This window comes from Pseudomonas sp. G.S.17 (assembly GCF_038096165.1).
Lineage (GTDB): Bacteria > Pseudomonadota > Gammaproteobacteria > Pseudomonadales > Pseudomonadaceae > Aquipseudomonas.
Genome location: NZ_CP151076.1, coordinates 187,630 through 209,563, shown reverse-complemented (window position 1 = coordinate 209,563; position 21,934 = coordinate 187,630). Strand labels below are relative to the sequence as shown.

Annotated in this window: 19 protein-coding genes; 6 read left to right on the top strand and 13 right to left on the bottom strand. The window is 58.6% G+C overall.

Annotated elements, in window-relative coordinates:
• Window positions 1-97: 97 nt before the first annotated feature.
• A complete protein-coding gene (locus tag AABC73_RS00940; RefSeq protein WP_341522070.1) occupies window positions 98-1,438 on the top strand; it encodes a hemolysin family protein in 1,341 nt (446 codons plus the stop codon).
• Between the two features lie 125 nt (window positions 1,439-1,563).
• Here AABC73_RS00940 and AABC73_RS00935 read toward each other — a convergent pair whose 3' ends face one another.
• From AABC73_RS00935 to AABC73_RS00905, 7 genes are all read right to left on the bottom strand, one after another.
• Complete coding sequence (locus tag AABC73_RS00935) at window positions 1,564-2,460, bottom strand: M23 family metallopeptidase (protein WP_341522069.1); 897 nt, start codon at window positions 2,458-2,460, stop codon at window positions 1,564-1,566.
• 239 nt (window positions 2,461-2,699) lie between these two features.
• Window positions 2,700-3,593, bottom strand: a complete 894-nt coding sequence (locus AABC73_RS00930; protein ID WP_341522068.1) for a response regulator — start codon at window positions 3,591-3,593, stop codon at window positions 2,700-2,702.
• A gap of 206 nt (window positions 3,594-3,799) precedes the next feature.
• Complete coding sequence (gene phoU, locus AABC73_RS00925; protein WP_065833963.1) at window positions 3,800-4,561, bottom strand: phosphate signaling complex protein PhoU; 762 nt, start codon at window positions 4,559-4,561, stop codon at window positions 3,800-3,802.
• A gap of 74 nt (window positions 4,562-4,635) precedes the next feature.
• The gene (gene pstB / locus AABC73_RS00920) at window positions 4,636-5,469 is read right to left on the bottom strand and encodes a phosphate ABC transporter ATP-binding protein PstB (RefSeq protein ID WP_341522067.1); all 834 of its coding nucleotides are present in this window, start codon (window positions 5,467-5,469) and stop codon (window positions 4,636-4,638) included.
• 73 nt (window positions 5,470-5,542) lie between these two features.
• On the bottom strand, window positions 5,543-7,159 hold the full coding sequence (gene pstA, locus AABC73_RS00915; RefSeq protein ID WP_341524364.1) for a phosphate ABC transporter permease PstA: 1,617 nt from the start codon (window positions 7,157-7,159) through the stop codon (window positions 5,543-5,545).
• 69 nt (window positions 7,160-7,228) lie between these two features.
• A complete protein-coding gene (locus AABC73_RS00910; RefSeq protein WP_341522066.1) occupies window positions 7,229-9,514 on the bottom strand; it encodes an ABC transporter permease subunit in 2,286 nt (761 codons plus the stop codon).
• A 137-nt stretch (window positions 9,515-9,651) separates the two neighbouring features.
• Complete coding sequence (locus tag AABC73_RS00905; RefSeq protein WP_341522065.1) at window positions 9,652-10,647, bottom strand: phosphate ABC transporter substrate-binding protein PstS family protein; 996 nt, start codon at window positions 10,645-10,647, stop codon at window positions 9,652-9,654.
• A 279-nt stretch (window positions 10,648-10,926) separates the two neighbouring features.
• Between AABC73_RS00905 and AABC73_RS00900 the strand changes: the two genes are divergently transcribed.
• On the top strand, window positions 10,927-12,291 hold the full coding sequence (locus AABC73_RS00900) for a hypothetical protein (protein WP_341522064.1): 1,365 nt from the start codon (window positions 10,927-10,929) through the stop codon (window positions 12,289-12,291).
• 54 nt (window positions 12,292-12,345) lie between these two features.
• Here AABC73_RS00900 and AABC73_RS00895 read toward each other — a convergent pair whose 3' ends face one another.
• Complete coding sequence (locus AABC73_RS00895) at window positions 12,346-13,647, bottom strand: MFS transporter (RefSeq protein WP_341522063.1); 1,302 nt, start codon at window positions 13,645-13,647, stop codon at window positions 12,346-12,348.
• A 419-nt stretch (window positions 13,648-14,066) separates the two neighbouring features.
• Here AABC73_RS00895 and AABC73_RS00890 point away from each other — a divergent pair, with 419 nt between their 5' ends.
• Window positions 14,067-14,468, top strand: coding sequence for an acyl-CoA thioesterase (locus AABC73_RS00890; protein ID WP_020291610.1), 402 nt, complete (start codon window positions 14,067-14,069; stop codon window positions 14,466-14,468).
• Window positions 14,469-14,565: 97 nt separating this feature from the next.
• Window positions 14,566-15,465 carry a D-hexose-6-phosphate mutarotase gene (locus tag AABC73_RS00885; RefSeq protein WP_341522062.1) on the top strand — a complete coding sequence of 300 codons (900 nt, stop codon included), beginning with the start codon at window positions 14,566-14,568 and terminating at the stop codon, window positions 15,463-15,465.
• Between the two features lie 162 nt (window positions 15,466-15,627).
• Here AABC73_RS00885 and AABC73_RS00880 read toward each other — a convergent pair whose 3' ends face one another.
• From AABC73_RS00880 to purE, 4 genes are all read right to left on the bottom strand, one after another.
• Window positions 15,628-16,161 carry a DUF3299 domain-containing protein gene (locus AABC73_RS00880; RefSeq protein ID WP_341522061.1) on the bottom strand — a complete coding sequence of 178 codons (534 nt, stop codon included), beginning with the start codon at window positions 16,159-16,161 and terminating at the stop codon, window positions 15,628-15,630.
• A gap of 86 nt (window positions 16,162-16,247) precedes the next feature.
• The gene (locus AABC73_RS00875) at window positions 16,248-16,493 is read right to left on the bottom strand and encodes a GlsB/YeaQ/YmgE family stress response membrane protein (RefSeq protein WP_310844204.1); all 246 of its coding nucleotides are present in this window, start codon (window positions 16,491-16,493) and stop codon (window positions 16,248-16,250) included.
• 205 nt (window positions 16,494-16,698) lie between these two features.
• A complete protein-coding gene (locus tag AABC73_RS00870; protein ID WP_341522060.1) occupies window positions 16,699-17,781 on the bottom strand; it encodes a 5-(carboxyamino)imidazole ribonucleotide synthase in 1,083 nt (360 codons plus the stop codon).
• Window positions 17,782-17,790: 9 nt separating this feature from the next.
• Complete coding sequence (purE, locus tag AABC73_RS00865) at window positions 17,791-18,282, bottom strand: 5-(carboxyamino)imidazole ribonucleotide mutase (RefSeq protein ID WP_020291616.1); 492 nt, start codon at window positions 18,280-18,282, stop codon at window positions 17,791-17,793.
• 361 nt (window positions 18,283-18,643) lie between these two features.
• Here purE and AABC73_RS00860 point away from each other — a divergent pair, with 361 nt between their 5' ends.
• Window positions 18,644-19,285: a hypothetical protein gene (locus AABC73_RS00860; protein ID WP_341522059.1), complete on the top strand. Its 642-nt coding sequence runs from the start codon at window positions 18,644-18,646 to the stop codon at window positions 19,283-19,285.
• 45 nt (window positions 19,286-19,330) lie between these two features.
• Here AABC73_RS00860 and AABC73_RS00855 read toward each other — a convergent pair whose 3' ends face one another.
• Window positions 19,331-20,242 (bottom strand): LysR substrate-binding domain-containing protein, encoded by a 912-nt coding sequence (locus AABC73_RS00855; protein ID WP_331151395.1) that lies wholly within the window; start codon window positions 20,240-20,242, stop codon window positions 19,331-19,333.
• A 230-nt stretch (window positions 20,243-20,472) separates the two neighbouring features.
• Between AABC73_RS00855 and aspA the strand changes: the two genes are divergently transcribed.
• Window positions 20,473-21,897, top strand: coding sequence for an aspartate ammonia-lyase (gene aspA / locus AABC73_RS00850; RefSeq protein WP_065833974.1), 1,425 nt, complete (start codon window positions 20,473-20,475; stop codon window positions 21,895-21,897).
• Window positions 21,898-21,934: the final 37 nt, after the last annotated feature.

The following is a 21,934-nucleotide window of genomic DNA, read 5'->3' as shown; positions in this document are numbered from 1 at the left end:
AAGCTGGCTTCTAGCCGCTACATTGCCGTTCTTATGCCCTCGATCCCGATGCGGCAGCCTTCTTCTTCAGTCATAACGGAACCTGTAAACCTCCACCATGGACCCTTCCCCTAGTTTTAACTTCGCTTCGCTTTTCGCCGACTTCGGCATGATTCTCTTCGCAATGGTTCTGGTCCTGCTCAACGGCTTTTTCGTTGCGGCGGAATTCGCCATGGTCAAACTTCGTTCGACCCGGGTCGAAGCCATTGCTGAAAAAAACGGCTGGCGCGGACATATCCTGCGCACCGTCCACAGTCAGCTCGACGCTTATCTGTCGGCCTGCCAGCTCGGTATCACCCTCGCTTCCCTGGGCCTGGGCTGGGTCGGCGAACCTGCGTTCGCGCACCTGCTGGCGCCGCTGTTGAGCGCCGTGGGCGTGGACTCGCCGGAAGTGGTCAAAGGCGTGTCGTTCTTCTCCGCCTTCTTCATCATTTCCTACCTGCACATCGTGGTCGGCGAACTGGCCCCCAAATCCTGGGCCATTCGCAAGCCTGAGCTGCTTTCGCTGTGGACTGCCGTGCCGCTGTACCTGTTTTACTGGGCGATGTACCCGGCGATTTATCTGCTCAATGCCAGCGCTAACGGCATCTTGCGCATCGCCGGCCAGGGCGAACCCGGCCCGCATCACGAGCACAGCTATAGCCGCGAAGAATTGAAACTGATCCTGCACTCCAGCCGTGGCCAGGACCCGAGCGACCAGGGCATGCGTGTGTTGGCATCGGCGGTGGAAATGGGCGAGCTGGAAGTGGTCGACTGGGCCAACTCCCGCGAAGACCTGGTGACGCTGGATTTCAACGCACCACTCAAGGAAATCCTCGCGCTGTTTCGTCGGCACAAGTTCAGCCGTTATCCGGTCTACGATCCAGTGCGCGGCGAGTTTGTCGGCCTGCTGCACATCAAGGATCTGCTGCTGGAACTGGCTGCGCTGGATCACATTCCCGAGTCGTTCAATCTGGCCGAGTTGACCCGCCCGCTGGAGCGCGTCTCCAAGCACATGCCGCTCTCGCGTCTGCTGGAGCAGTTCCGTCAGGGTGGCGCGCACTTTGCGCTGGTGGAGGAAGCCGACGGCAAGATCATCGGTTACCTGACCATGGAAGACGTGCTGGAAGTGCTGGTCGGCGACATTCAGGACGAACACCGCAAGGTCGAGCGCGGCATTCTCGCGTATCAACCGGGCAAGCTGCTGGTGCGTGGCGACACGCCGCTGTTCAAGGTCGAGCGCCTGCTGGGCATCGATCTGGACCACGTGGAAGCCGAAACCCTGGCGGGGCTGATCTACGAATCCCTCAAGCGGGTGCCGGAAGTCGAGGAAGTCATGGAAGTCGAAGGGCTGCGCATCATCATCAAGAAGATGAAAGGCCCGAAAATCGTGCTGGCCAAGGTGGTCAAGCTCGATTGATGGCTTGATCGATTGAACCCGTAGGACTGGCTTCAGCCGGGAGAGCGTCGGTCGCTTAGATGCAACTCGGTGCCGCAAAGACTGCTCTCCCGGCTAAAGCCGGTCCTACGGGTCTAGCGCAACCATCAATTCCCGCCCACCGCAAAGTTGGGCAGGCTTTGTACCGGTTGGGCGAATTCGTAGGGGATGGATTCCAGCGCCAGGCCGACGTTGCGCTGGATCACGAAGTGCAAATGCGGGCCGGTGCTGTTGCCGGTGTTGCCGGAGCGCGCCAGTGCGCTGCCGACGCTGACACGCTGACCTTCCTTGACGCTCACCGAGCCCTTCATCAGGTGCAGATAAACGCCCATGGTGCCGTCGTCGTGCAGGATGCGCACAAAGTTGCCTGAAGGGTTCGATCCCTTGCCGGTCTGCTCATTCTCGGTCTTGATCACCGTGCCGCTGCGCGCCGCGACAATGGGCGTGCCTTCGGGCATGGCGATGTCCATGGCGTAACGGCCTTTGGCGCCGAAATGGCTGAATTTACCGTTTGGCCCCTGACTCAGACGAAACGGTCCGCCAATCCACGGCAGCGGATAGCGGTAAGCCAGGCTCGAACGCTGAGGATCACCGACGATGGAACGCAAGCTGGTCTTGTAACTCATGGCCCGACTGGCCACCTGCGGACTCAACACCACCAGCCGTTCATTGCTGCGCGGGGCAATGGTGCGCCGGATGGTTCGGTCCGACACGCCGAGCACATTCTTCACACCGGAAAGCTTGAGTTCGACTTCAACCGGCGCGTACAAATCGTTACGCACGTACAGGCTGTCCACGCCCTTTTCTTTCCTGGTCGTCAGACGCACCTGACGCTCGATGTGTTCGACCATGCGATCGCGAAAGACCATCACCGACGCGCCAGGTGTCGGCCGGTCGGTAAACGACACGACGCCATTGGCATCGGTGAATTTATAGATGGTGACGGCCCCGGCCGATTGTGCGGCCAGCAACAGAGCACACAGGATCAATAAGCGCTCAAGCATGGGATTCAGTCTGGGTTGTAAAGAAGTTGCGCCAGCCTACCAGTGATCCGTGCTGTTGAGGACTTAGCTGTTTCAATCGGTAATGCAAGGAACGTCAAGGAAATCGCGCCAGCGTAGGGTTGATGCTCCCGTAGGACCGGATTCATCCGGGAGGGCGGAAGGTCTGACGACGCAACCGCTGCGAATGTACCTGTCTGCGCCCGGCTAAAGCCGGTCCTACGGGGTTGTATCAACCGCGATCAACCACCCGGCACAAAGTGTTTCTGAGCTGTGCCGCGAGCGATCAGGCGGGACACGTAGTCCAGCTTTTGCGCATCCTGGTCGGTAAAGCGGAAGGTCAATTGCAGCCAGTCGCTGTCCGGCTTCTGCTCGAACGCCACGATTGCGTGCAGATAGCCATTGAGGCGTGCAACCTCGGCGTTTTCGCCCTGTTCCAGATCCAGCACCGCCTGTTCAAGGATCTGCGGCAGGCTGTCGGTGCGACGCACCACCAGCAAGGCTTCCTTGAGCGTCAACGCCTTGATCACGCATTGCTGAATGCCGCTGGACAGACGCAATTGGCCTTGTCCACGACCGGCAGGTGCTTGCGAGGGCGATACAGCGGCCACCGGAGGCGGCTTGGCGATGCCGCCCGAGTTCGTTCCTGCTGGCCTGACGACTTCAGCCCGGCCACCCGTGAGCGCGCTGAGCGACTCATTGATGGGCGATGCCATCCGGCTTGGGCCGCTGGTCATCACCGCATCGAGTTTGCCGACCCTGGCCAGCGCCTTCTTGACCTTGCTCAGCAGCTGTTCATTGGTGAACGGCTTGCCGACGAAATCGGTAACACCCGCCTGGATGGCCTGTACGACGTTTTCCTTGTCACCCCGGCTGGTCACCATGATGAACGGCACGGTCTTGAGGTAGCCGTCCTGCTGGCGACACCAGGTCAGCAGCTCAAGGCCTGACATTTCCGGCATTTCCCAGTCGCACAGAATCAGATCGAAGCTCTCGCGAGTCAGCATGGTCTGGGCCTTGCGGCCGTTGACGGCGTCTTCGGTGTGAATCCCGGGGAAATAGTTGCGTAGGCCTTTCTTTACCAGATCGCGAATGAAAGTCGCGTCATCCACAATCAATACACTGACTTTACTCATCGACGCTCCTGCGGGCATGTCCGCCATGACTGGCGAACCGCGGTGATGCTGACACGCCCTTTATTTCGGCAAGCATAGCGCTGGCTGATGGCCAGCGGCCAAACTGTTGACGACGCCAGGACATTTAATTCGCGGGCGGCTGAAAAATTCAAAGCCGTAGAATGCAAAACGCCCAGCATGCTGGGCGTTTTTTTTCGCAGGCAGTCTTATTTATCGTCAGCTTGGCCCGGAACATTAGGAGTTTCGGTGGATATACCCTGCACTTCTTCTTTCATGCGCTTGAGGCCCATGTGGCGCACGTCGGTGCCGCGCACAAGATAGATGACCAGCTCGGAAATGTTACGCGCATGGTCGCCGATGCGTTCCAGCGAGCGCAGCACCCAGATCACGTTGAGAACCCGGGAAATGGAGCGCGGGTCTTCCATCATGTAGGTCGCCAGCTCACGCAGCGCGGTCTTGTATTCGCGGTCGATGATCTTGTCGTATTGGGCAACCGACAAGGCCAGCTCGGCGTCGAAGCGCGCAAAGGAGTCCAGCGCATCGCGGACCATGTTGCGTACCTGGTCGCCGATGTGCCGCACTTCGACGTAACCGCGCGGCGATTCGCCTTCTTCGCACAGCTGGATGGCGCGACGGGCGATCTTGGTGGCTTCGTCACCGATGCGTTCCAGGTCGATCACCGACTTGGAGATGCTGATGATCAGGCGCAGGTCCGAGGCCGCTGGCTGCCGACGGGCAAGAATGCGCAGGCATTCCTCGTCGATATTGCGCTCCATCTGGTTGATGCGGTCGTCGACCTCACGAACCCGCTGGGCCAGCCCGGAATCGGCTTCGATCAAGGCGGTCACCGCATCATTGACCTGCTTCTCGACCAATCCGCCCATTTCGAGCAAATGGCTACGCACTTCTTCAAGCTCGGCGTTGAACTGTTGTGAGATGTGATGCGTGAGGCTGTCTTTATGAATCATGCTTGGTGTCCTTGGAACGTCCGATTAAGTGCGAAAACGCAGCGGTGGTTCAGGGCTGACGAAGCGCATTTCACCTAGCCATAACGACCGGTGATGTAGTCTTCCGTCTGTTTTTTCGCCGGATTGGTGAACAGTGTGTCTGTGTCACCGAACTCGACCAGTTTGCCCATGTACATGAATGCGGTGTAATCCGAGACCCGCGCCGCCTGCTGCATGTTGTGGGTAACGATCACAATGGTGTATTTGGATTTCAGTTCGTAGATCAGTTCTTCGACTTTTAGTGTCGAAATCGGATCAAGTGCCGAACAGGGTTCGTCCAGCAGCAACACTTCAGGCTCGACCGCGATGGTGCGGGCGATGACCAGACGTTGCTGCTGACCGCCGGACAAGCCCAAAGCGGACTCGTGCAGGCGATCCTTGACCTCGTCCCACAGCGCAGCACCCTTGAGCGCCCATTCCACGGCCTCATCGAGCACGCGTTTCTTGTTGATGCCCTGAATCCGCAAGCCGTAGACCACGTTTTCGTAGATGGTCTTGGGGAACGGATTGGGCTTCTGGAACACCATGCCGACGCGCCGGCGCAATTCGGCAACATCTTCGCCCTTGCGATAGATGTCATGGCCCCACAGGTTGATGGAACCGTCGACACGGCAGCCATCGACCAGATCATTCATGCGATTAAACGTGCGCAGCAGTGTCGACTTGCCACAACCGGACGGGCCGATGAACGCCGTCACCCGTTGCTTGGGGATATTCAGGCTGATATCGAACAGCGCCTGTTTGTCGTCATAAAACAGATTCAGCCCCGGCACTTCGATGGCCACGGTCTCGTCGGCCAGATGCAGGCCTTGTCGCTTGCGGCCCAGGGTCGTCATGTTGACGCCGTGGGTCGGGTTGTCTTGCTGCATGGATTGCTCCCGGTGCTAAGCATTCTGTTCATCGAACCGCCCGCCTTCATTGAGGGAGCGGTGCTGTTGCAAATCAGCTGTCCAGCGCTTTGTATTTCTCGCGCAGATGGTTACGAATCGCCACCGCCGACAGGTTGAGCAAGGCGATCACCAACACCAGCAGCAACGCCGTGGCATACACCAGCGGGCGTGCGGCCTCGACATTCGGGCTTTGGAAGCCGACGTCGTAAATATGGAAACCCAGGTGCATGATCTTTTGGTCCAGATGCAGATAAGGGTAGTTGCCATCCAACGGCAGCGACGGTGCCAGCTTGACCACACCCACCAGCATCAGCGGCGCCACTTCGCCAGCGGCGCGGGCCACGGCGAGAATCAGGCCGGTCATCATCGCCGGGCTGGCCATGGGCAAAACGATCTTCCACAGGGTTTCAGCCTTGGTTGCGCCCAACGCCAGCGAGCCTTCGCGCAAAGTGCGCGGGATGCGCGCCAAACCTTCTTCGGTGGCGACGATCACCACCGGCACGGCCAGCAGCGCCAGCGTCAATGACGCCCAGAGCAAGCCCGGCGTGCCGAAGGTTGGCGCGGGCAAGGCTTCGGGGAAGAACAGCCGATCCACCGAACCGCCCAGCACATAAACGAAGAAACCCAGGCCGAACACGCCGTAGACAATCGCCGGAACGCCGGCCAGATTGTTCACCGCGATTCTGATCAGGCGCGTCACTGGGCCTTGCCGGGCGTATTCGCGCAGATAAACCGCCGCCAACACGCCAAATGGGGTGACGATCACCGCCATGATCAAGGTCATCATCACCGTGCCGAAAATCGCCGGGAAGATGCCGCCTTCGGTGTTGGCTTCACGCGGGTCTTCGCTGAGGAATTCCCAGAGCTTCTTGAAATAGAAACCCAGCTTGGTGAAGGTGCCCATGGCGTTGGGCTGATAGGCATGCACGACTTTGCCGAGGCTGATTTCCACCTCTTTGCCGTTGGCATCCCGAGCGGTCAGGCTGTCGCGGTCGAAGGCGGTGTGCAGCGCGCCCAGTTTCGCTTCGATGTCTTTATAGCGACTGTCGAGCTCGGCGCGCTCGCTGGCCATGTCGGCCTGGGCTTGCGGGTCAAGCTTGCCTTCCAGCTCCAGTTTGCGAGCCTGCAGACGCAAACGTTCAATGCCGTGGTTGATGGCGCCGATGTCTTTCTTTTCCAGCCCGTACAGTTCGCGCGCCAGGCTATTGATGCGCTGGATGCGTTCCTGCAGGGTCGGCCAGGCCGCCTCGCCTTCAGCAACGATCTTGCCGTTTTCCTTCACGTTGACCAGATAACCGTAGAAGTTGCCCCACTCGCGGCGTTCCAGGGTCATCAGTTCCGGTGGTTTGCTCTGTTCGGCCAGCCATTCGCCCACCACCCAGGTGAAATCACTGGGATTGAGGTCGCGATTGCCGACCTTGACCAGCTCGCGGGTCATGAATTCCGGACCTGCATCGGGCACCGGCAAGCCTGAGCCTTTCAAGCGGGCGCGCGGCACTTGCTCCTGCTCAACCACTTCACCGATCAGAACGTGCTTTTCCTGATTGGGTACGTCGTACTGCGCGTAGGTCAGGTCCGCCGGCCAGAAATGCCCGAGGCCGCGCACGGCGATCACCGCCAGCAGGCCGATGGTCATGATCACGGCAATGGAGACGGCACCCGCACTCATCCAGACGCCGGGGGCGCCGCTTTTGAACCAGCTCTTGAGGGAGTTCTTTTTCACGAACTTCTACCTTCCTTAGAGAGACGAGTATTGCTTGCGCAGACGCTGACGAATCAGCTCCGCCAAGGTGTTCATCACGAACGTGAACGTCAGCAGCACCAGGGCTGCGAGGAACAACACTCGATAATGACTGCCTCCCACTTCCGACTCCGGCATCTCCACCGCGACGTTCGCCGCCAGCGTTCGCATGCCTTCAAACAGGTTCATGTCCATGATCGGCGTGTTGCCGGTGGCCATCAGCACGATCATGGTTTCGCCCACCGCGCGGCCCATGCCGATCATCAACGCCGAGAAAATCCCCGGGCTGGCGGTGAGGATGACCACGCGGGTCAGGGTTTGCCACGGCGTGGCGCCCAGCGCCAGCGAACCGAGGGTCAGGCCGCGCGGCACGCTGAATACGGCGTCCTCGGCAATCGAATAAATGTTGGGGATGACGGCGAAACCCATGGCGATGCCAACCACCAGCGCGTTGCGCTGATCGTAGGTAATGCCCAGATCATTGGAGATCCACATACGCATGTCGCCGCCGAAGAACCAGTTCTCCAGATGCGGGCTCATGCCCAGCGACGCCCAGCCGATCAGCAGCACTACCGGCAGCAGAATCGCGCTTTCCCAGCCATCGGGCACTCGCAAACGGATCGAATCAGGCAAGCGGCTCCAGACGAAACCGGCCACCAGAATGCCAATCGGCGTCAGCAGCAACAGGCTGAAAATCCCCGGTAAATGGCCTTCCAGATACGGCGCCAGAAACAGCCCGGCGAAGAAGCCGAGAATCACCGTCGGCATGGCTTCCATCAATTCGATCACCGGCTTGACCTTGCGGCGCATGGCCGGTGCCATGAAGTAAGCGGTATAGATTGCTGCGGCAATGGCCAGCGGTGCGGCGAGCAGCATGGCGTAGAACGCGGCTTTCAGCGTGCCGTAGGTCAGTGGCGCGAGGCTCAGCTTGGGTTCGAAGTCGCTGTTGGAAGCCGTGGACTGCCAGACGTATTTAGGCTCGTCATAGTTTTCGTACCAGACCTTGCCCCACAGTGAACTCCAGGACACTTCCGGGTGCGGATTTTTCAGGACCATCGGCAACAATGCGCCGCCCTGCTCGACCATGATCTGGTCGGCACGCGGCGACAGGGTAATCAGCCCTGCACCATCGGCGACTTGTTGAACCAGCAAAGTGCGATGCGCGGTGCTGTGGAACACGCCCAGCTTGCCGGAAGCGTCCATGGCGATGAAACCCTTGCGACGCTGCTCGGCACGGATCTGCACGATAGGCGCGGTGCTCATCTGGAAGTCGCGAATGTGCATCAGGCGCTGTTCGCCATCTACATCGCGGGCCATGAACCACTGGGCCATGCCGCCTTTGGAGTTGCCGATAATCAGCGAAATACCGCCCACCAATTGCGTGCTGGCAGTGATTTCGGCATTGCCGTCTTCGAGCAGCTTATAGCGACCATTGAGCGTGCGATCACGCAGGCTGAACACGTCGGCCTGGGCGCGGCCATTGATCACATACAGCCATTGCTGACGCGGATCGATATAGATGGCTTTGACCTTCTCCGATAACTGCGGCAGATCAATACGACTTTGCTCGTTGCTGACCTCGCCGGTCATCATGTTTTCTTTTTGCTCAAGGCCCAACACGTGCAGCTGCGGACCGGTCGACGCGGCGATCAGCAGGCTTTCGCCATTGGCATTGAGCGTGACGTGATCCAGCGCCCGGCCCTGATCATCAATGGTCAAAGGCGCTTCACCGTAGGGCCAGAGCAACGCGGGGGTGACGGTTTTCAGGTCATTGGGGTAGGTGATCTGGTAGCTGTGGCGAAACACCAAAACCTGACCATTGGATAAACCCAAGGCAATCAATGGCGTGCCGGGCTGATCCTTGCCGATGGACGCGACGGTCACGCCAGCAGGCAACGGCAAGCGGATGCGTTGCAGTTCCGCGCCGGTCTGGGCATTGAAGAACACCGCTTCACCCAGGTCGGAAATCCGCATGCCGACCTGATTCTGCTCCTCGATGGACAGCATCAGCGGCTTGCCGGCGTCGTTCAACCAGGCCGGTTTGACCGGGCTTTCCTGAGTCAGGGTTGCGCCTTGAAACAGCGGCGCCACGACGTAGGCCAGATAAAAGAAGATCAAGGTGATCGCCGCCAGCACGGCAAGGCCACCGATGGCCACGTACCAACGGGTCAAGCGGTCCTTGAAAGCACGCACGCGGCGCTTGCGCTGCATCTGCGGCGTATTGAAATCAATGCGCTTGGCGGGTGAATTCTGATTCATCGAAGGCTTGGCCAAATCATTCATGCGCACACCCTAGCGGTCCTGTATGACAAAAACATTACAGCGAGGTGACGCAAAAAAGCCCGCCACCCACGATCCTGGCAGCGGACTGTACAGTTAATAGCGCGGCCTGATTCAAGCAAGCCTCGCCGGGTTCACGATTATTTCGCCGCGACCGCACCTTCCTGCAAGCCCAGATCCGCCAAAGCCTTGGTCACGACCTTCGATGGCAGCGGGATATAGCCGTCTTTCATGACCACTTCCTGACCTTGCCGGGACAGAACCAGCTTGATGAATTCAGCTTCCAGCGGGGCGAGTGGCTTGTTGGGTGCCTTATTAACATAGACATAAAGGAAGCGCGCCAGCGGATACGTGCCGTTCAGCGCGTTGGCTTCGTTGTCTTCGACGAACTCGGCGCCTTCTTTCTTGGCCAGCGGCACGGTTCGCACGCTGGACGTTTTATAACCGATACCCGAATAACCGATGCCGTTCAGCGAACTGCTGATGGAGCTGACCACCGAAGCCGAGCCAGGCTGTTCATTGACGTTGGCCTTGAAGTCGCCTTTGCACAGCGCTTCTTCCTTGAAGTAGCCATACGTGCCGGAGACCGAGTTGCGGCCAAACAATTGGATCGGCTTGCCTGCCAGGTCACCGGTAACACCGACGTCGGCCCAGGTCTTGGCATCAGTCTTGGCACCGCACAGGCGAGTGGCGGAGAAAATCGCGTCCACTTGCGCCATGGTCAGGCCTTTGATCGGGTTGTCCTTGTGCACGAAAACCGCCAGCGCATCGACTGCAACCGGGATCGCCGTGGGTTTGTAGCCGTGCCGTTGCTCGAAAGCCGACAGCTCACCGTCCTTCATCTTGCGGCTCATCGGCCCAAGGTTGGCGGTGCCTTCAGTCAAGGCAGGTGGCGCAGTGGACGAGCCAGCGGCCTGAATCTGAATGTTTACGCTGGGATATTCTTTCTTGTAGGCCTCGGCCCACAACGTCATGAGGTTCGCGAGGGTATCGGAACCCACACTGGACAGATTGCCCGACACGCCGGAGGTCTTCACATAAGGCTTGATCGCAGGATCAACAGCGGCAAAGGAATGGGCAGTCGCCACGCCAGCGGCTACGAAGGTCAGTGCAGTCATCAAACGCTTGAGTTTCATACCTTGCTCCGAGCGAGGTGAGTCAAAAAATCCGTGACCGTCAGTATTGGCGGGCGGCGTGACGACTTTATGAAAAGATTGTGACAGTTGCGTGACTCTTTCACCAACATGGCTTTTGTCTGTTGATACGTGCGGTCTATCACGCTCTGGGCAACATAACCCCTCGCGATAAATTTTTATCGGCCAATTGCCAATAAATCTCGTTGCACTCCACCCTCTGCATATGCTTAACAGAACCTATTAACGTTTAATAAATATCAAGTTATGGAGACTCAACAAATGGAATTCACATTTAGTGGTAAACACTTGGCATTGGAAGAACAGGCATTCAAAGCGCCGACTCAAGGAAATAGTTCAGATCGCGCATCGCCTCTGAATCCCCTGCACTATGATGAAACTTTTGGTCGCGACGGGAAGTTACTGATCACTATGGGTGGACGTCGGACATTCTGGGTGTCCTCTCTTGTGCAGTTGCGCACCGGCTCGAAGTACCTGGCCTCTTACTATGAAGGTTTTACCCTAGACAACCCTGATCCCGATATAAATAACTCCGGCGTTGTATGCTTTGACGCCAGGGGCAATATTGATACGTCATTCGGTACTCGCGGTGACGGTACTGTTGATATCAGATTCGGAGCGACCGACTATTCATTCCCCCAGCAAATCATTGAGCTTAACAACGGCAAACTACTAGTCATCGGGGTACACCGGCGTTTTTTAGATACTCAGTTTCTCCATGTAATGATGACTCGACTGGAGCCTGACGGTAGCGCGGATACAAGCTTTGGCAACGAAGGCGTACTCAACATTACATCGCTTGCGAACAGACCTCTCAGGTTCGTCGGTACGGTGGTGTTAGCTGATGGAAAGATCATCATGGCAGCAACCATCGCAGAAGAAGGACCATTAGGCTCATTGTTGATCAAGCTGACTCCGGATGGTCGGCTGGACGAAAGTTTCGCTGGGCAAGGTATTCTGGAATTACAACGCTCGGCAGCAAAAGGCACCCAGCTTTACGGTTTGAAATTAGTAGAAGCGGGGACCCGACTTCTCACTTACGGCTATTATCCGGTTCCCGCAGGTTACACAGTGGGATTCATGACTCGACTCGACACGGATGGCAACTTTGACCCGAACTTTGGTCAAAATAGTTTTGTGGACCTGGAGCCTGCTGAGGAACATCAAGTTATGGATGTTTCGATCACCAGCGATGAAAGCCATCTATTGGTCACTGGATTACATTTCAATCGGGAGTTGAGAATTGAGGAAAGCCTGCTTGCAAGATGCCTACCCAATGGCAAGCCTGATGAACGCTTCAATAATGGCAAGCCGGTTTATCTGCGGCTTCATCCGACTTCCACGTATGACTTCTGGAACGATGCAAGAACATTAATAGACAAGGCGGGGAAGATCGTGGTTTTCGGCAACGGCGGCACACCAACCGATAGCTGGTCCGTAGCTGGCAGATTCCATTCAACGGGTGAACCCGATACAAGTTTTACTGAAGGCTCGAGTGTAGGCTCACCGCCAGGTGCATCGTTTTTCCCCAGGGGCAGCTACGTCGTAGAGGGTTCAAATCCGCGAACAATCCTTTGCGCTGGCGCAGCCGAAGGTTCCGGCGCGGTACTTGCCATCAAGGTATGAAGCCAGAGTGCAGGCCTGCCAAAGCGGGCCTGCGATTTTTACCCGTGCAATCGCCTAGCTGCGATGCACTTCGGTCTTCAGCAAATACACACCCAGCCCCATGCCCATGCAGCACAACGCAGCCACATACCACGCCGGGCCCATCGGGCTGGACTTGAGCATGAAGGTCACGACCATCGGCGTCAGGCCACCGAAGATGGCGTACGACAGGTTGTAGGAGAACGACAGACCCGAGAAGCGCACGGGTGCCGGGAATGCCTTGACCATCACATAGGGCACCGCGCCGATGGTGCCGACGAACAGGCCGGTTACCGCATACAGCGGGAACAACCAGTCCGGGTGCGCGCCGAGGCTGTGATACAGCGTCCACGAAGTGATCAGCAATCCAAGGCTACCGAGCAGGAACACCCAACCCGCGCCAAAACGGTCAGCCAGCGCACCGGCACCGATGCAGCCCAGGCTCAGGAACACAATCGCCAGGCTGTTAGCCTTCAAGGCCACGGCCGCCGGGAAGCCGAACGTCGCGCTTTGCAGAATGGTCGGGGTCATCAGGATAACCACGATAACGCCCGCCGACAGCAGCCAGGTCAGCAGCATCGAAATGGCGACGGCGCCGCGATGATCGCGCAATACCGCCTTGAGCGGCACTTCTTCGGCCAGGGCCTTGCGCAGTTGCAGCTCGGCGAACACCGGTGTTTCGTGCAGCCAGCGGCGCAGGTAAACCGACAACAGACCGAACACGCCGCCGAGCAGAAACGGGATACGCCAGGCGAAATCGGCCACTTCAATCGGGGTATAGATGCTGTTGATGAAGGTGGCGACCAGCGAACCCAGCAAAATCCCGGCGGTCAGGCCGCAGGTCAGCGTGCCGCAGGCGTAGCCGATATGTCGCGCTGGAACGTGCTCGGAGACGAACACCCAGGCGCCCGGCACTTCGCCGCCAATGGCTGCGCCCTGGATCACGCGCATCAGCAACAGCAGGATCGGTGCCCACATACCAATTTGTGCGTAAGTCGGTAACAAACCCATGATCAGGGTCGGGACCGCCATCATGAAAATGCTCAAGGTGAACATCTTCTTGCGCCCCAGCAGGTCGCCGAAGTGCGCCATGATGATGCCGCCCAGCGGTCGGGCCAGGTAACCGGCAGCGAAGATGCCGAAGGTCTGCATCATGCGCAGCCATTCCGGCATGTCCACGGGGAAGAACAGCTTGCCGACCACGGTCGCAAAAAACACGAAAATGATGAAATCGTAAAATTCCAGCGCGCCGCCCAATGCGGACAGCGACAACGTCTTGTAGTCGTTACGGGTCAGCGGGCGCGAGGGCTGCGCGGTACTTGAGGGCACTGTTGACATGGCAAGGCTTCTTCTCTTGTGAACATCTCTTTTATGGGAAAGCGATAGCAATGCTGACTGCGGCGGGATGGCGTGCAGAGGCGATTCTCTCAAGCAACAGGTACAGATAGGCACCAAAATTGCGTGATACAAGCAGTCATGCCGCCTGATCGGGTTCGGCACGATAGCAAATTGTTTCAAAAAGCACACAGATAGAAGCTGCAAGTGGTCTAAATCGCCAGTCAACGGGTCGTAGCCTGACGCGTCGCCCGATATACTCGCAGACCGCGATTTGCTACAACTTGTGTGAAAACGTATCGGGGTACTGTGCGAAATCAACTGTCCGACAGCCGCTTTCGCAGAGTTTCCCTTCAGACGCCTCCAGGCATCTGTCCACCGCGGCAAAGACTTAAGCGTCATGGGTCAGAGGCACCCTATGCATGATCGAGCTCGAACAAGAAGATCCAATTCCACAAGGCGACCTGGCCTTGCAAATCACGGCGTTGCCCCGTGAAACAAATGGTTTCGGCGATATTTTCGGCGGCTGGCTGGTGTCCCAGATGGACCTGGCCGGTACAGCGATGGCCAGCAAGGTCGCGGGCGGGCGCGTTGCAACCGTCGCTATCGACCGCATGGCGTTTCTGGTGCCGGTTGCCGTTGGCGCGCAGTTGTCCTTCTACACCCAGGCCCTGGAAATCGGCCGCAGCTCCATCCAGATGATGGTTGAAGTGTGGAGCGATGATCCGCTGTCCAGCGAATGGCGCAAGGTCACTGAAGCGGTGTTTGTGTTCGTCGCCATCGACGGCAGCGGCCGCACGCGTTCGGTGCCCGCGCGGCGGTAATTTGCCGCACCTGAGGCATGCAGTGGCCGCTTCACGGTAAACTCGACGACTTTTGCACGGTCTACTACTGTCACCGTCCTTGAGCGAGAACTTACCCATGCCAACGCCCCAGGTTGAAACCGTCACTATCGATGAGCTGAATTGCTGGCGCATCCGCCACGGCGACGCCGAACTGGTTGTTGCCCAGCAAGGCGCGCACATCGTCAGCTATCAGGTTGATGGCCAACCGCCGCTGATCTGGCCCAATGAGCAGGCTGCGTTCAAAAAAGGCAAAGCAATTCGCGGCGGCATGCCGGTTTGCTGGCCCTGGTTTGGCAATCTTGAGCGCAACCCGCAAAGCGTCCAGGCCATGCGCCAGAGCGATGAACCGGCCAAGGCCCACGGAGAAGTCCGGGCCATTGATTGGGAATTGCTGGGGGTTGGCGAAGATGGCGACGCGCTGCTCGTCGAGTTCATTCAGCCCCTGGCCGAAGGTCAATTGCCGGGTTGGCCGCATAACGTGGCACTCAAGCTGAGCATCCGCCTGGATGAAGCGCTGAACGTCAGCCTCGTCAGCTACAACAGCGGCACCGAAACCGTGAGTTTCAGCCAGGCATTGCACAGCTACTTCGCTGTCAGCGATGTACGCCAGATCAGCATCAAAGGCCTCGACGGCCTGCGCTATATCGAAACCCTGGAGAACTGGGCAGAGCGCGAGCAATCCGGCGAACTGCAGTTTGCTGGCGAGACCGACCGCATCTACCTCGACACCCCCGACATGCTGAGCATCGTCGACCCGCAATGGCAGCGCAAAATCCACATCTGCACCAGCGGCTCGAAGTCAGCCGTGGTGTGGAACCCGTGGACGGAAAAAACCAAAAGCTTCAGCGACATGGCCGCCGATGGCTGGCAAGGCATGGTCTGCGTCGAAACCGCCAACGTGCTGGACGACATCGTGACCCTGGCGCCGGATGAGATGCATGTGTTGGCGCTCAGCGTTTGGGCTGAGGCGATTTAAGCGGCAACGGCCACCGCAACCGTTTCCGTAGGACCGGCTCTGGAACGCATTCCGTAGGACCGGCTTTAGCCGGGAGGAGGTCGGTCCATCTACAGCAGATGCGTCGTCAGAACCTTCGCCCTCCCGGCTAAAGCCGGTCCTACGGGTTTTGCGTTTGTTTTGCTAAAGATCCGCCTCAACCACAACCCGCACCTTCGCCGCTTCCATTGCGTAAGCCGCGTCCGCCAGGTCATTGCTGACCTTCTCGACTTTCAGGGTGCCGACCACCCACAGCGGTGTGTAGATGTCGTCGATTTTCAAGCCTTTCGGGTAGCGCACCAGCACGAGCTGATTTGGCGGCGGCGGTGGCACGTGGATGCAGGCGCCTGGATACGGCACCAGGAAGAACAGCGTGCTGCGACCTTTCGCATCGGTTTCCAGCGGGACCGGATACCCACCCAGGCGAATCTCTTTGCCATTCATGGTCGGCACAGTCTTGGCCGAATACATCACCGCCGGCAGACCTTTGCTCTGCTTCAAGCCGCCCTTGCTGTCGAACGTTCCCTGCGCCTCGGGCGAGTTGTGGTCGATTTCGGGCATGGCCTCAAGGGCTTTTTGATCCGACTTGGGCATCAGTTCCAGCCAGTCGGTTTCAGGAATTTCAGCGTGGGCCAAGCCGCAGGTCAGCAGCACAGCAATAAAAACAAGACGTCGCATTGGCAAGCTCGGCTAGAGGTAGTTGAAACAAGCCCGACATTCTAGCCCTCTACGCGCCGAGTGCGCAGAGGGCCAGCTACTGACTGTCAGTTCTTTTTAATCAGACCGTACAGCACCAGCAGCACAACTGCGCCAACCAACGCGCCGAGGAAACCTGCGCCCTCGCCTGCCTGATAGATACCCAAAGCCTGGCCGCCGTAAGTTGCTGCCAGAGAGCCACCGATACCCAACAGAATGGTCATGATCCAACCCATGCTGTCATCACCTGGCTTAAGGAAGCGAGCCAGCAGGCCCACGATCAAGCCAATGAAGATGGTTCCTATAATACCCATGTCATTCCCTCTGTATGAATTGGACATACCAAAGTGTAGATAAGACGCTTGGTGTCCTGCCATCTGAGAACGTACAGCCCAGAATGGTTCCACACTATAGGCGTTGCATTGCAATTTGATGGGGCGTAAATGGGCGGCGGGAACAGCGTGCAAATCAATCAACCCGACCTCCCGTTGCGGGAGGCCAGGTATTGCGAACCAGCAATCAGCCTTTGATCAGCGCTTCGACGAGTTTCACCTGACGGTCCAGGGTGGCGCGGTCAACGCTGCGCACGGTCGCGTGGCCTACTTTGCGACCGACCTTGAAGGCCTTGCCGTAGTGATGCAGATGGCAGTCGTCGATGGCGATGACTTTTTCCACCGCAGGCACTTCACCGATGAAGTTGAGCATCGCGCTCTCGCCGATCTTGGCGGTTGAGCCCAGCGGCAAGCCCGCTACCGCCCGAAGGTGGTTTTCGAACTGGCTGCATTCGGCGCCTTCGGTGGTCCAGTGCCCGGAGTTGTGCACCCGAGGCGCGATTTCGTTGGCTTTAAGGCCGCCGTCGACTTCGAAGAACTCGAACGCCAGCACGCCAACGTAATCCAGCTGCTTCAGCACGCGACCGGCGTAATCTTCGGCCAGCGCCTGCAACGGGTGATCGGTGCTGGCGATGGAAATGCGCAAGATGCCATTGTCGTGGGTGTTGTGCACCAGCGGGTAGAAGCGCGTTTCGCCATCACGGGCGCGCACCGCGATCAACGAGACTTCCCCGGTGAACGGCACGAAGCCTTCCAGCAGACAGGCAACGCTGCCCAGCTCGGCGAAGGTTCCGGCGACATCGGCCGGGGTGCGCAGCACTTTCTGGCCCTTGCCGTCGTAACCCAGCGTGCGGGTTTTCAGCACCGCAGGCAGGCCAATGCTGGCAACTGCCGCGTCCAGATCCGCCTGGGACTGGATGTCGGCGAACTCAGGCGTTGGAATGCCCAGGTCCTTGAACATGCTCTTCTCGAACCAGCGATCACGCGCGATGCGCAAGGCTTCGGCGCTCGGGTAGACCGGCACGAACTGCGACAGGAACGCCACGGTTTCAGCAGGCACGCTTTCGAACTCGAAAGTGACCAGATCCACTTCATCGGCCAACTGGCGCAGGTGATCCTGATCGCCGTAATCGGCACGCAAATGTTCGCCCAGCGCAGCCGCGCAAGCGTCTGGCGCCGGGTCCAGGAATGCAAAGTTCATCCCCAGCGGGGTGCCTGCCAACGCCAACATGCGACCCAACTGGCCGCCACCGATTACACCGATCTTCATGGAAAAACCTCAGGCGTCGCGCGGGTCTGGATTGTCCAGGACGCTGTCTGTCTGCTCAGCACGAAATTTCTTCAGCACTGCGTGGAATTGGGGATGCTTGGCACCCAGGATGCTCGCCGACAACAATGCGGCGTTGATTGCGCCAGCCTTGCCGATGGCCAGGGTCGCAACCGGGATACCCGCAGGCATCTGCACGATGGACAGCAGGGAGTCGACACCGGACAGCATCGAAGACTGCACCGGAACGCCGAGTACCGGCAGGTGCGTCTTGGCCGCGCACATGCCCGGCAGATGCGCCGCGCCGCCCGCGCCAGCGATGATGACTTCAATGCCACGGCCTTCGGCCTGCTCGGCGTACTGGAACAGCAAGTCCGGCGTCCGGTGGGCCGAAACCACTTTGACTTCAAATGGAATGCCGAGCTTTTCCAGCATATCGGCGGTGTGGCTAAGGGTGGACCAATCGGACTTGGAGCCCATGATCACGCCAACCAGTGCGCTCATCGTCGTGCCTCTCATCGGGCGCCCGCAGGCGCGTCAAAAAACAAACAAGCCACGCGGGAGACCGGCGTGGCTTGCTGTACGAATAATGACCGATCGAACCGGCCAAAGGCCGCGCAGTATACCGTAAAGCTGACAGATGACAGCCCCCTTGACGACCATCTGCATTGCGGCGGTTTTCCGGCTCGTTCCAGTACAAGGCTGGCCGACACAGGTGTAACCAACGTCCTACGTATCCGATCCCGAGCTGATGACTTTAGCTGTCGAACCCGTGAACTGTATAACCGGGGCTGGTTGTATTTAACTTTGCTTATTCCGTTATGGACTGACGGTGTTTTTCTAACGTGTTAATGGACTAACTCAAATGAAAATGGATTTTCTCAAACCTGCCACGCTATTGCTGATAATGCTTGCCCTGCTTTGGCAACCCGCTTTTGCCGATCTGGCGGCGGAGAAGCGGCCGATCTTTCTGACCGTGTTCCTGCACGACGATATTCCACAGGCCGAACGCCAGAACATCCGACGCGACTACTTTGTCTGGCTGCTCAAAGACCTTGAAAGCGTCAGTGGACGCAGGGTCTATCTGGATTTTATCGAGCGGCAAGGCCCGCTTACTGCCATTGACTACCAAGGTCAAAATGAAGAAAACACGCTGCGCAACTGGACGCGGCTGGTCGATCAATACATTGCCGAGAACAATAGACCCCAGTCAATTACTCACAAATACCTGGTTTTGACTCGCAACAAAATCAATGAATACACCTTGGGACTGACCAAGCCCGGTCATCACGCAGCGATTGCCTCGATGGCCACTTACACCGCTCCCGCTCATGAGATCGGTCATATGTTGGGCGGCAGCCACGAAGCATCGGAAGTCATCTACAAGGACGGCTGGTGGTGCGAAACAAACATCACCCCAACGCGCATGGGCCTGAGAGCCAATTGCTACGTCTACAGTGATCAAAACAGAAAGCTCATGCTCAACTATCTAAGCAAAGTGCCGTGAAGTAACGCCGGTCCGCTCGACTGCGCTGCGTGTCGAGCGGCCGTGTCAGTTCTGCTCCTGAGCCGCGCCGCCTTCCAGCTTGCGCCAAAGCAGGCGCACGTTGGCTTTGCGCACCAGCGCGCAGCGGTACAGGCGAATTTCCAGCGGCACGTGCCACTGTGCGCCGCCGCAGACCACCAGTTCGCCCCGCGCCAGTTCGGCACGCACGCTTAACTGCGGCACCCACGCGATGCCCAGACCTTCGAGAGCCATGCTTTTCAGGCTGTCGGCCATGGCTGTTTCGTAGACCGTGGTGAAGCGCAGGCTGCGTTGGCGCAACAGCAGATTCACCGAACGGCCCAGAAAAGCGCCCGCGCTGTAGGCCAATAACGGCACGCTGCCTTCACCTTCCAGATCAAACAGCGGCTTACCCTCAGCGTCCGCCGCGCAGACCGGCAGCATCTGTGTATCCCCAAGGTGCAACCACGGGAAAATCTCGGCGTCCATTTGCAGCGCGGCGTCGGGATCGTAGAACGCCAGCATCAGATCGCAGCCGCCTTCACGCAGCGCATGCACCGCATCACCGACGTTGGTCGCCACCAGTCGCGTGGCGATATTCAAGCCTTCGTTGCGCAACTGGGCAATCCAGCGCGGGAAGAAACCCAGCGCCAGCGAGTGCGCGGCAGCGACTTGCATGACTTCACCCTGCCCGCCTTCCAGATGGTGCAAATGCCGCAGCACCTCGCCCAACTGTTCGACCACGGTGCGCGCCGTGACCAGAAACAGCTGGCCGGCGGCGGTCAGTTCAATGGGCGTGCGCGAGCGATTGACCAGCGTCAGGCCCAACGCGGATTCAAGGCTGCGAATGCGCCGACTGAACGCCGGCTGCGTAACGAACCGCCGCTCGGCAGCCTGGGAAAAGCTGCGAGTGGCGGCCAGGGCACTGAAGTCCTCTAGCCATTTGCTTTCCAGATTCATCGGTTCTCCGGGGCAATTACTTGGCGAAATTATTGAGAAACCGTGGGAGCGAGCTTGCTCGCGAAGGAGCATTCGCGAGCAAGCTCGCTCCCACATGGCACCACGTCACACGCACATTATGCCGTTTGTGCATGGGCCAGCGGTTAACAGCATTGGTCAAGTTTAGCCTGAAAGCCCAGTATTCGAAGCGTTCCGGCATGTCCCATGCCCTTTTTGAGATTATCTCTATCATGTCCTCGCCTGCATCATCGCGCATCGAAAAAGACCTGCTTGGTGTTCTCGAAGTACCCGCTGACGCGTATTACGGTATTCAGACCCTGCGAGCGGTGAACAACTTTCACCTCTCCGGCGTTCCGCTTTCCCACTACCCGAAGCTGGTTGTCGCGCTGGCGATGGTCAAGCAGGCAGCCGCCGATGCCAACCATCAGCTGGGCCACCTCAATGCGACCAAGCATGCAGCGATCAGCGAGGCGTGCGCGCGTTTGATCCGTGGCGATTTCCACGATCAGTTCGTGGTGGACATGATTCAAGGCGGCGCTGGCACTTCGACCAACATGAATGCCAACGAAGTGATCGCCAACATCGCCCTTGAAGCGATGGGCCTTGAGAAAGGCGATTACAACCAGCTGCACCCGAACAACGACGTGAACATGGCGCAGTCGACCAACGATGCTTACCCAACGGCCATCCGCCTGGGTCTGCTGTTGGGTCACGACGCCCTGCTCGCCAGCCTCGACAGCCTGATCCAGGCGTTCGCGGCCAAGGGCCAGGAATTCAACCACGTCCTGAAAATGGGTCGTACCCAATTGCAGGACGCGGTGCCGATGACCCTCGGCCAGGAGTTCCGCGCTTTCGCCACCACGCTCAACGAAGACCTGAACCGCCTGCGCAGCCTCGCACCGGAGCTGCTCACCGAAGTGAACCTGGGCGGCACCGCCATCGGCACCGGCATCAACGCCGATCCGGGCTATCAGCATCTTGCAGTTTCACGCCTGGCGACCATCAGCGGTCAACCGCTGGTTCCGGCGGCCGACTTGATCGAAGCCACGTCTGACATGGGCGCTTTCGTGCTGTTCTCCGGCATGCTCAAGCGTACTGCGGTCAAGCTGTCGAAAATCTGCAACGACTTGCGCCTGCTGTCCAGCGGCCCACGCACCGGCATCAACGAAATCAACCTGCCAGCGCGTCAGCCCGGCAGCTCGATCATGCCCGGCAAGGTCAACCCGGTTATTCCGGAAGCGGTCAATCAGGTGGCCTTCGAAATCATCGGCAACGACCTGGCGCTGACCATGGCGGCTGAAGGCGGCCAGTTGCAGCTCAACGTGATGGAGCCGCTGATCGCCTACAAGATTTTCGACTCGATCCGCCTGCTGCAACGCGCCATGGACATGCTGCGCGAGCACTGCATCGTCGGCATCACCGCCAACGAAGCACGCTGCCGCGAACTGGTGGAGCACTCCATCGGGCTGGTCACTGCGCTGAACCCTTACATCGGTTACGAAAACGCCACTCGTATCGCCCGAATCGCCCTCGAAAGCGGTCGGGGCGTTCTGGAACTGGTGCGCGAAGAAGGCTTGCTCGATGACGCCATGCTGGCCGACATCCTGCGTCCGGAAAACATGATCGCGCCACGCCTTGTGCCGCTGAAGGCATAACGCAAACCGTTTTACGCACCACGCTCACCAGGCTGAG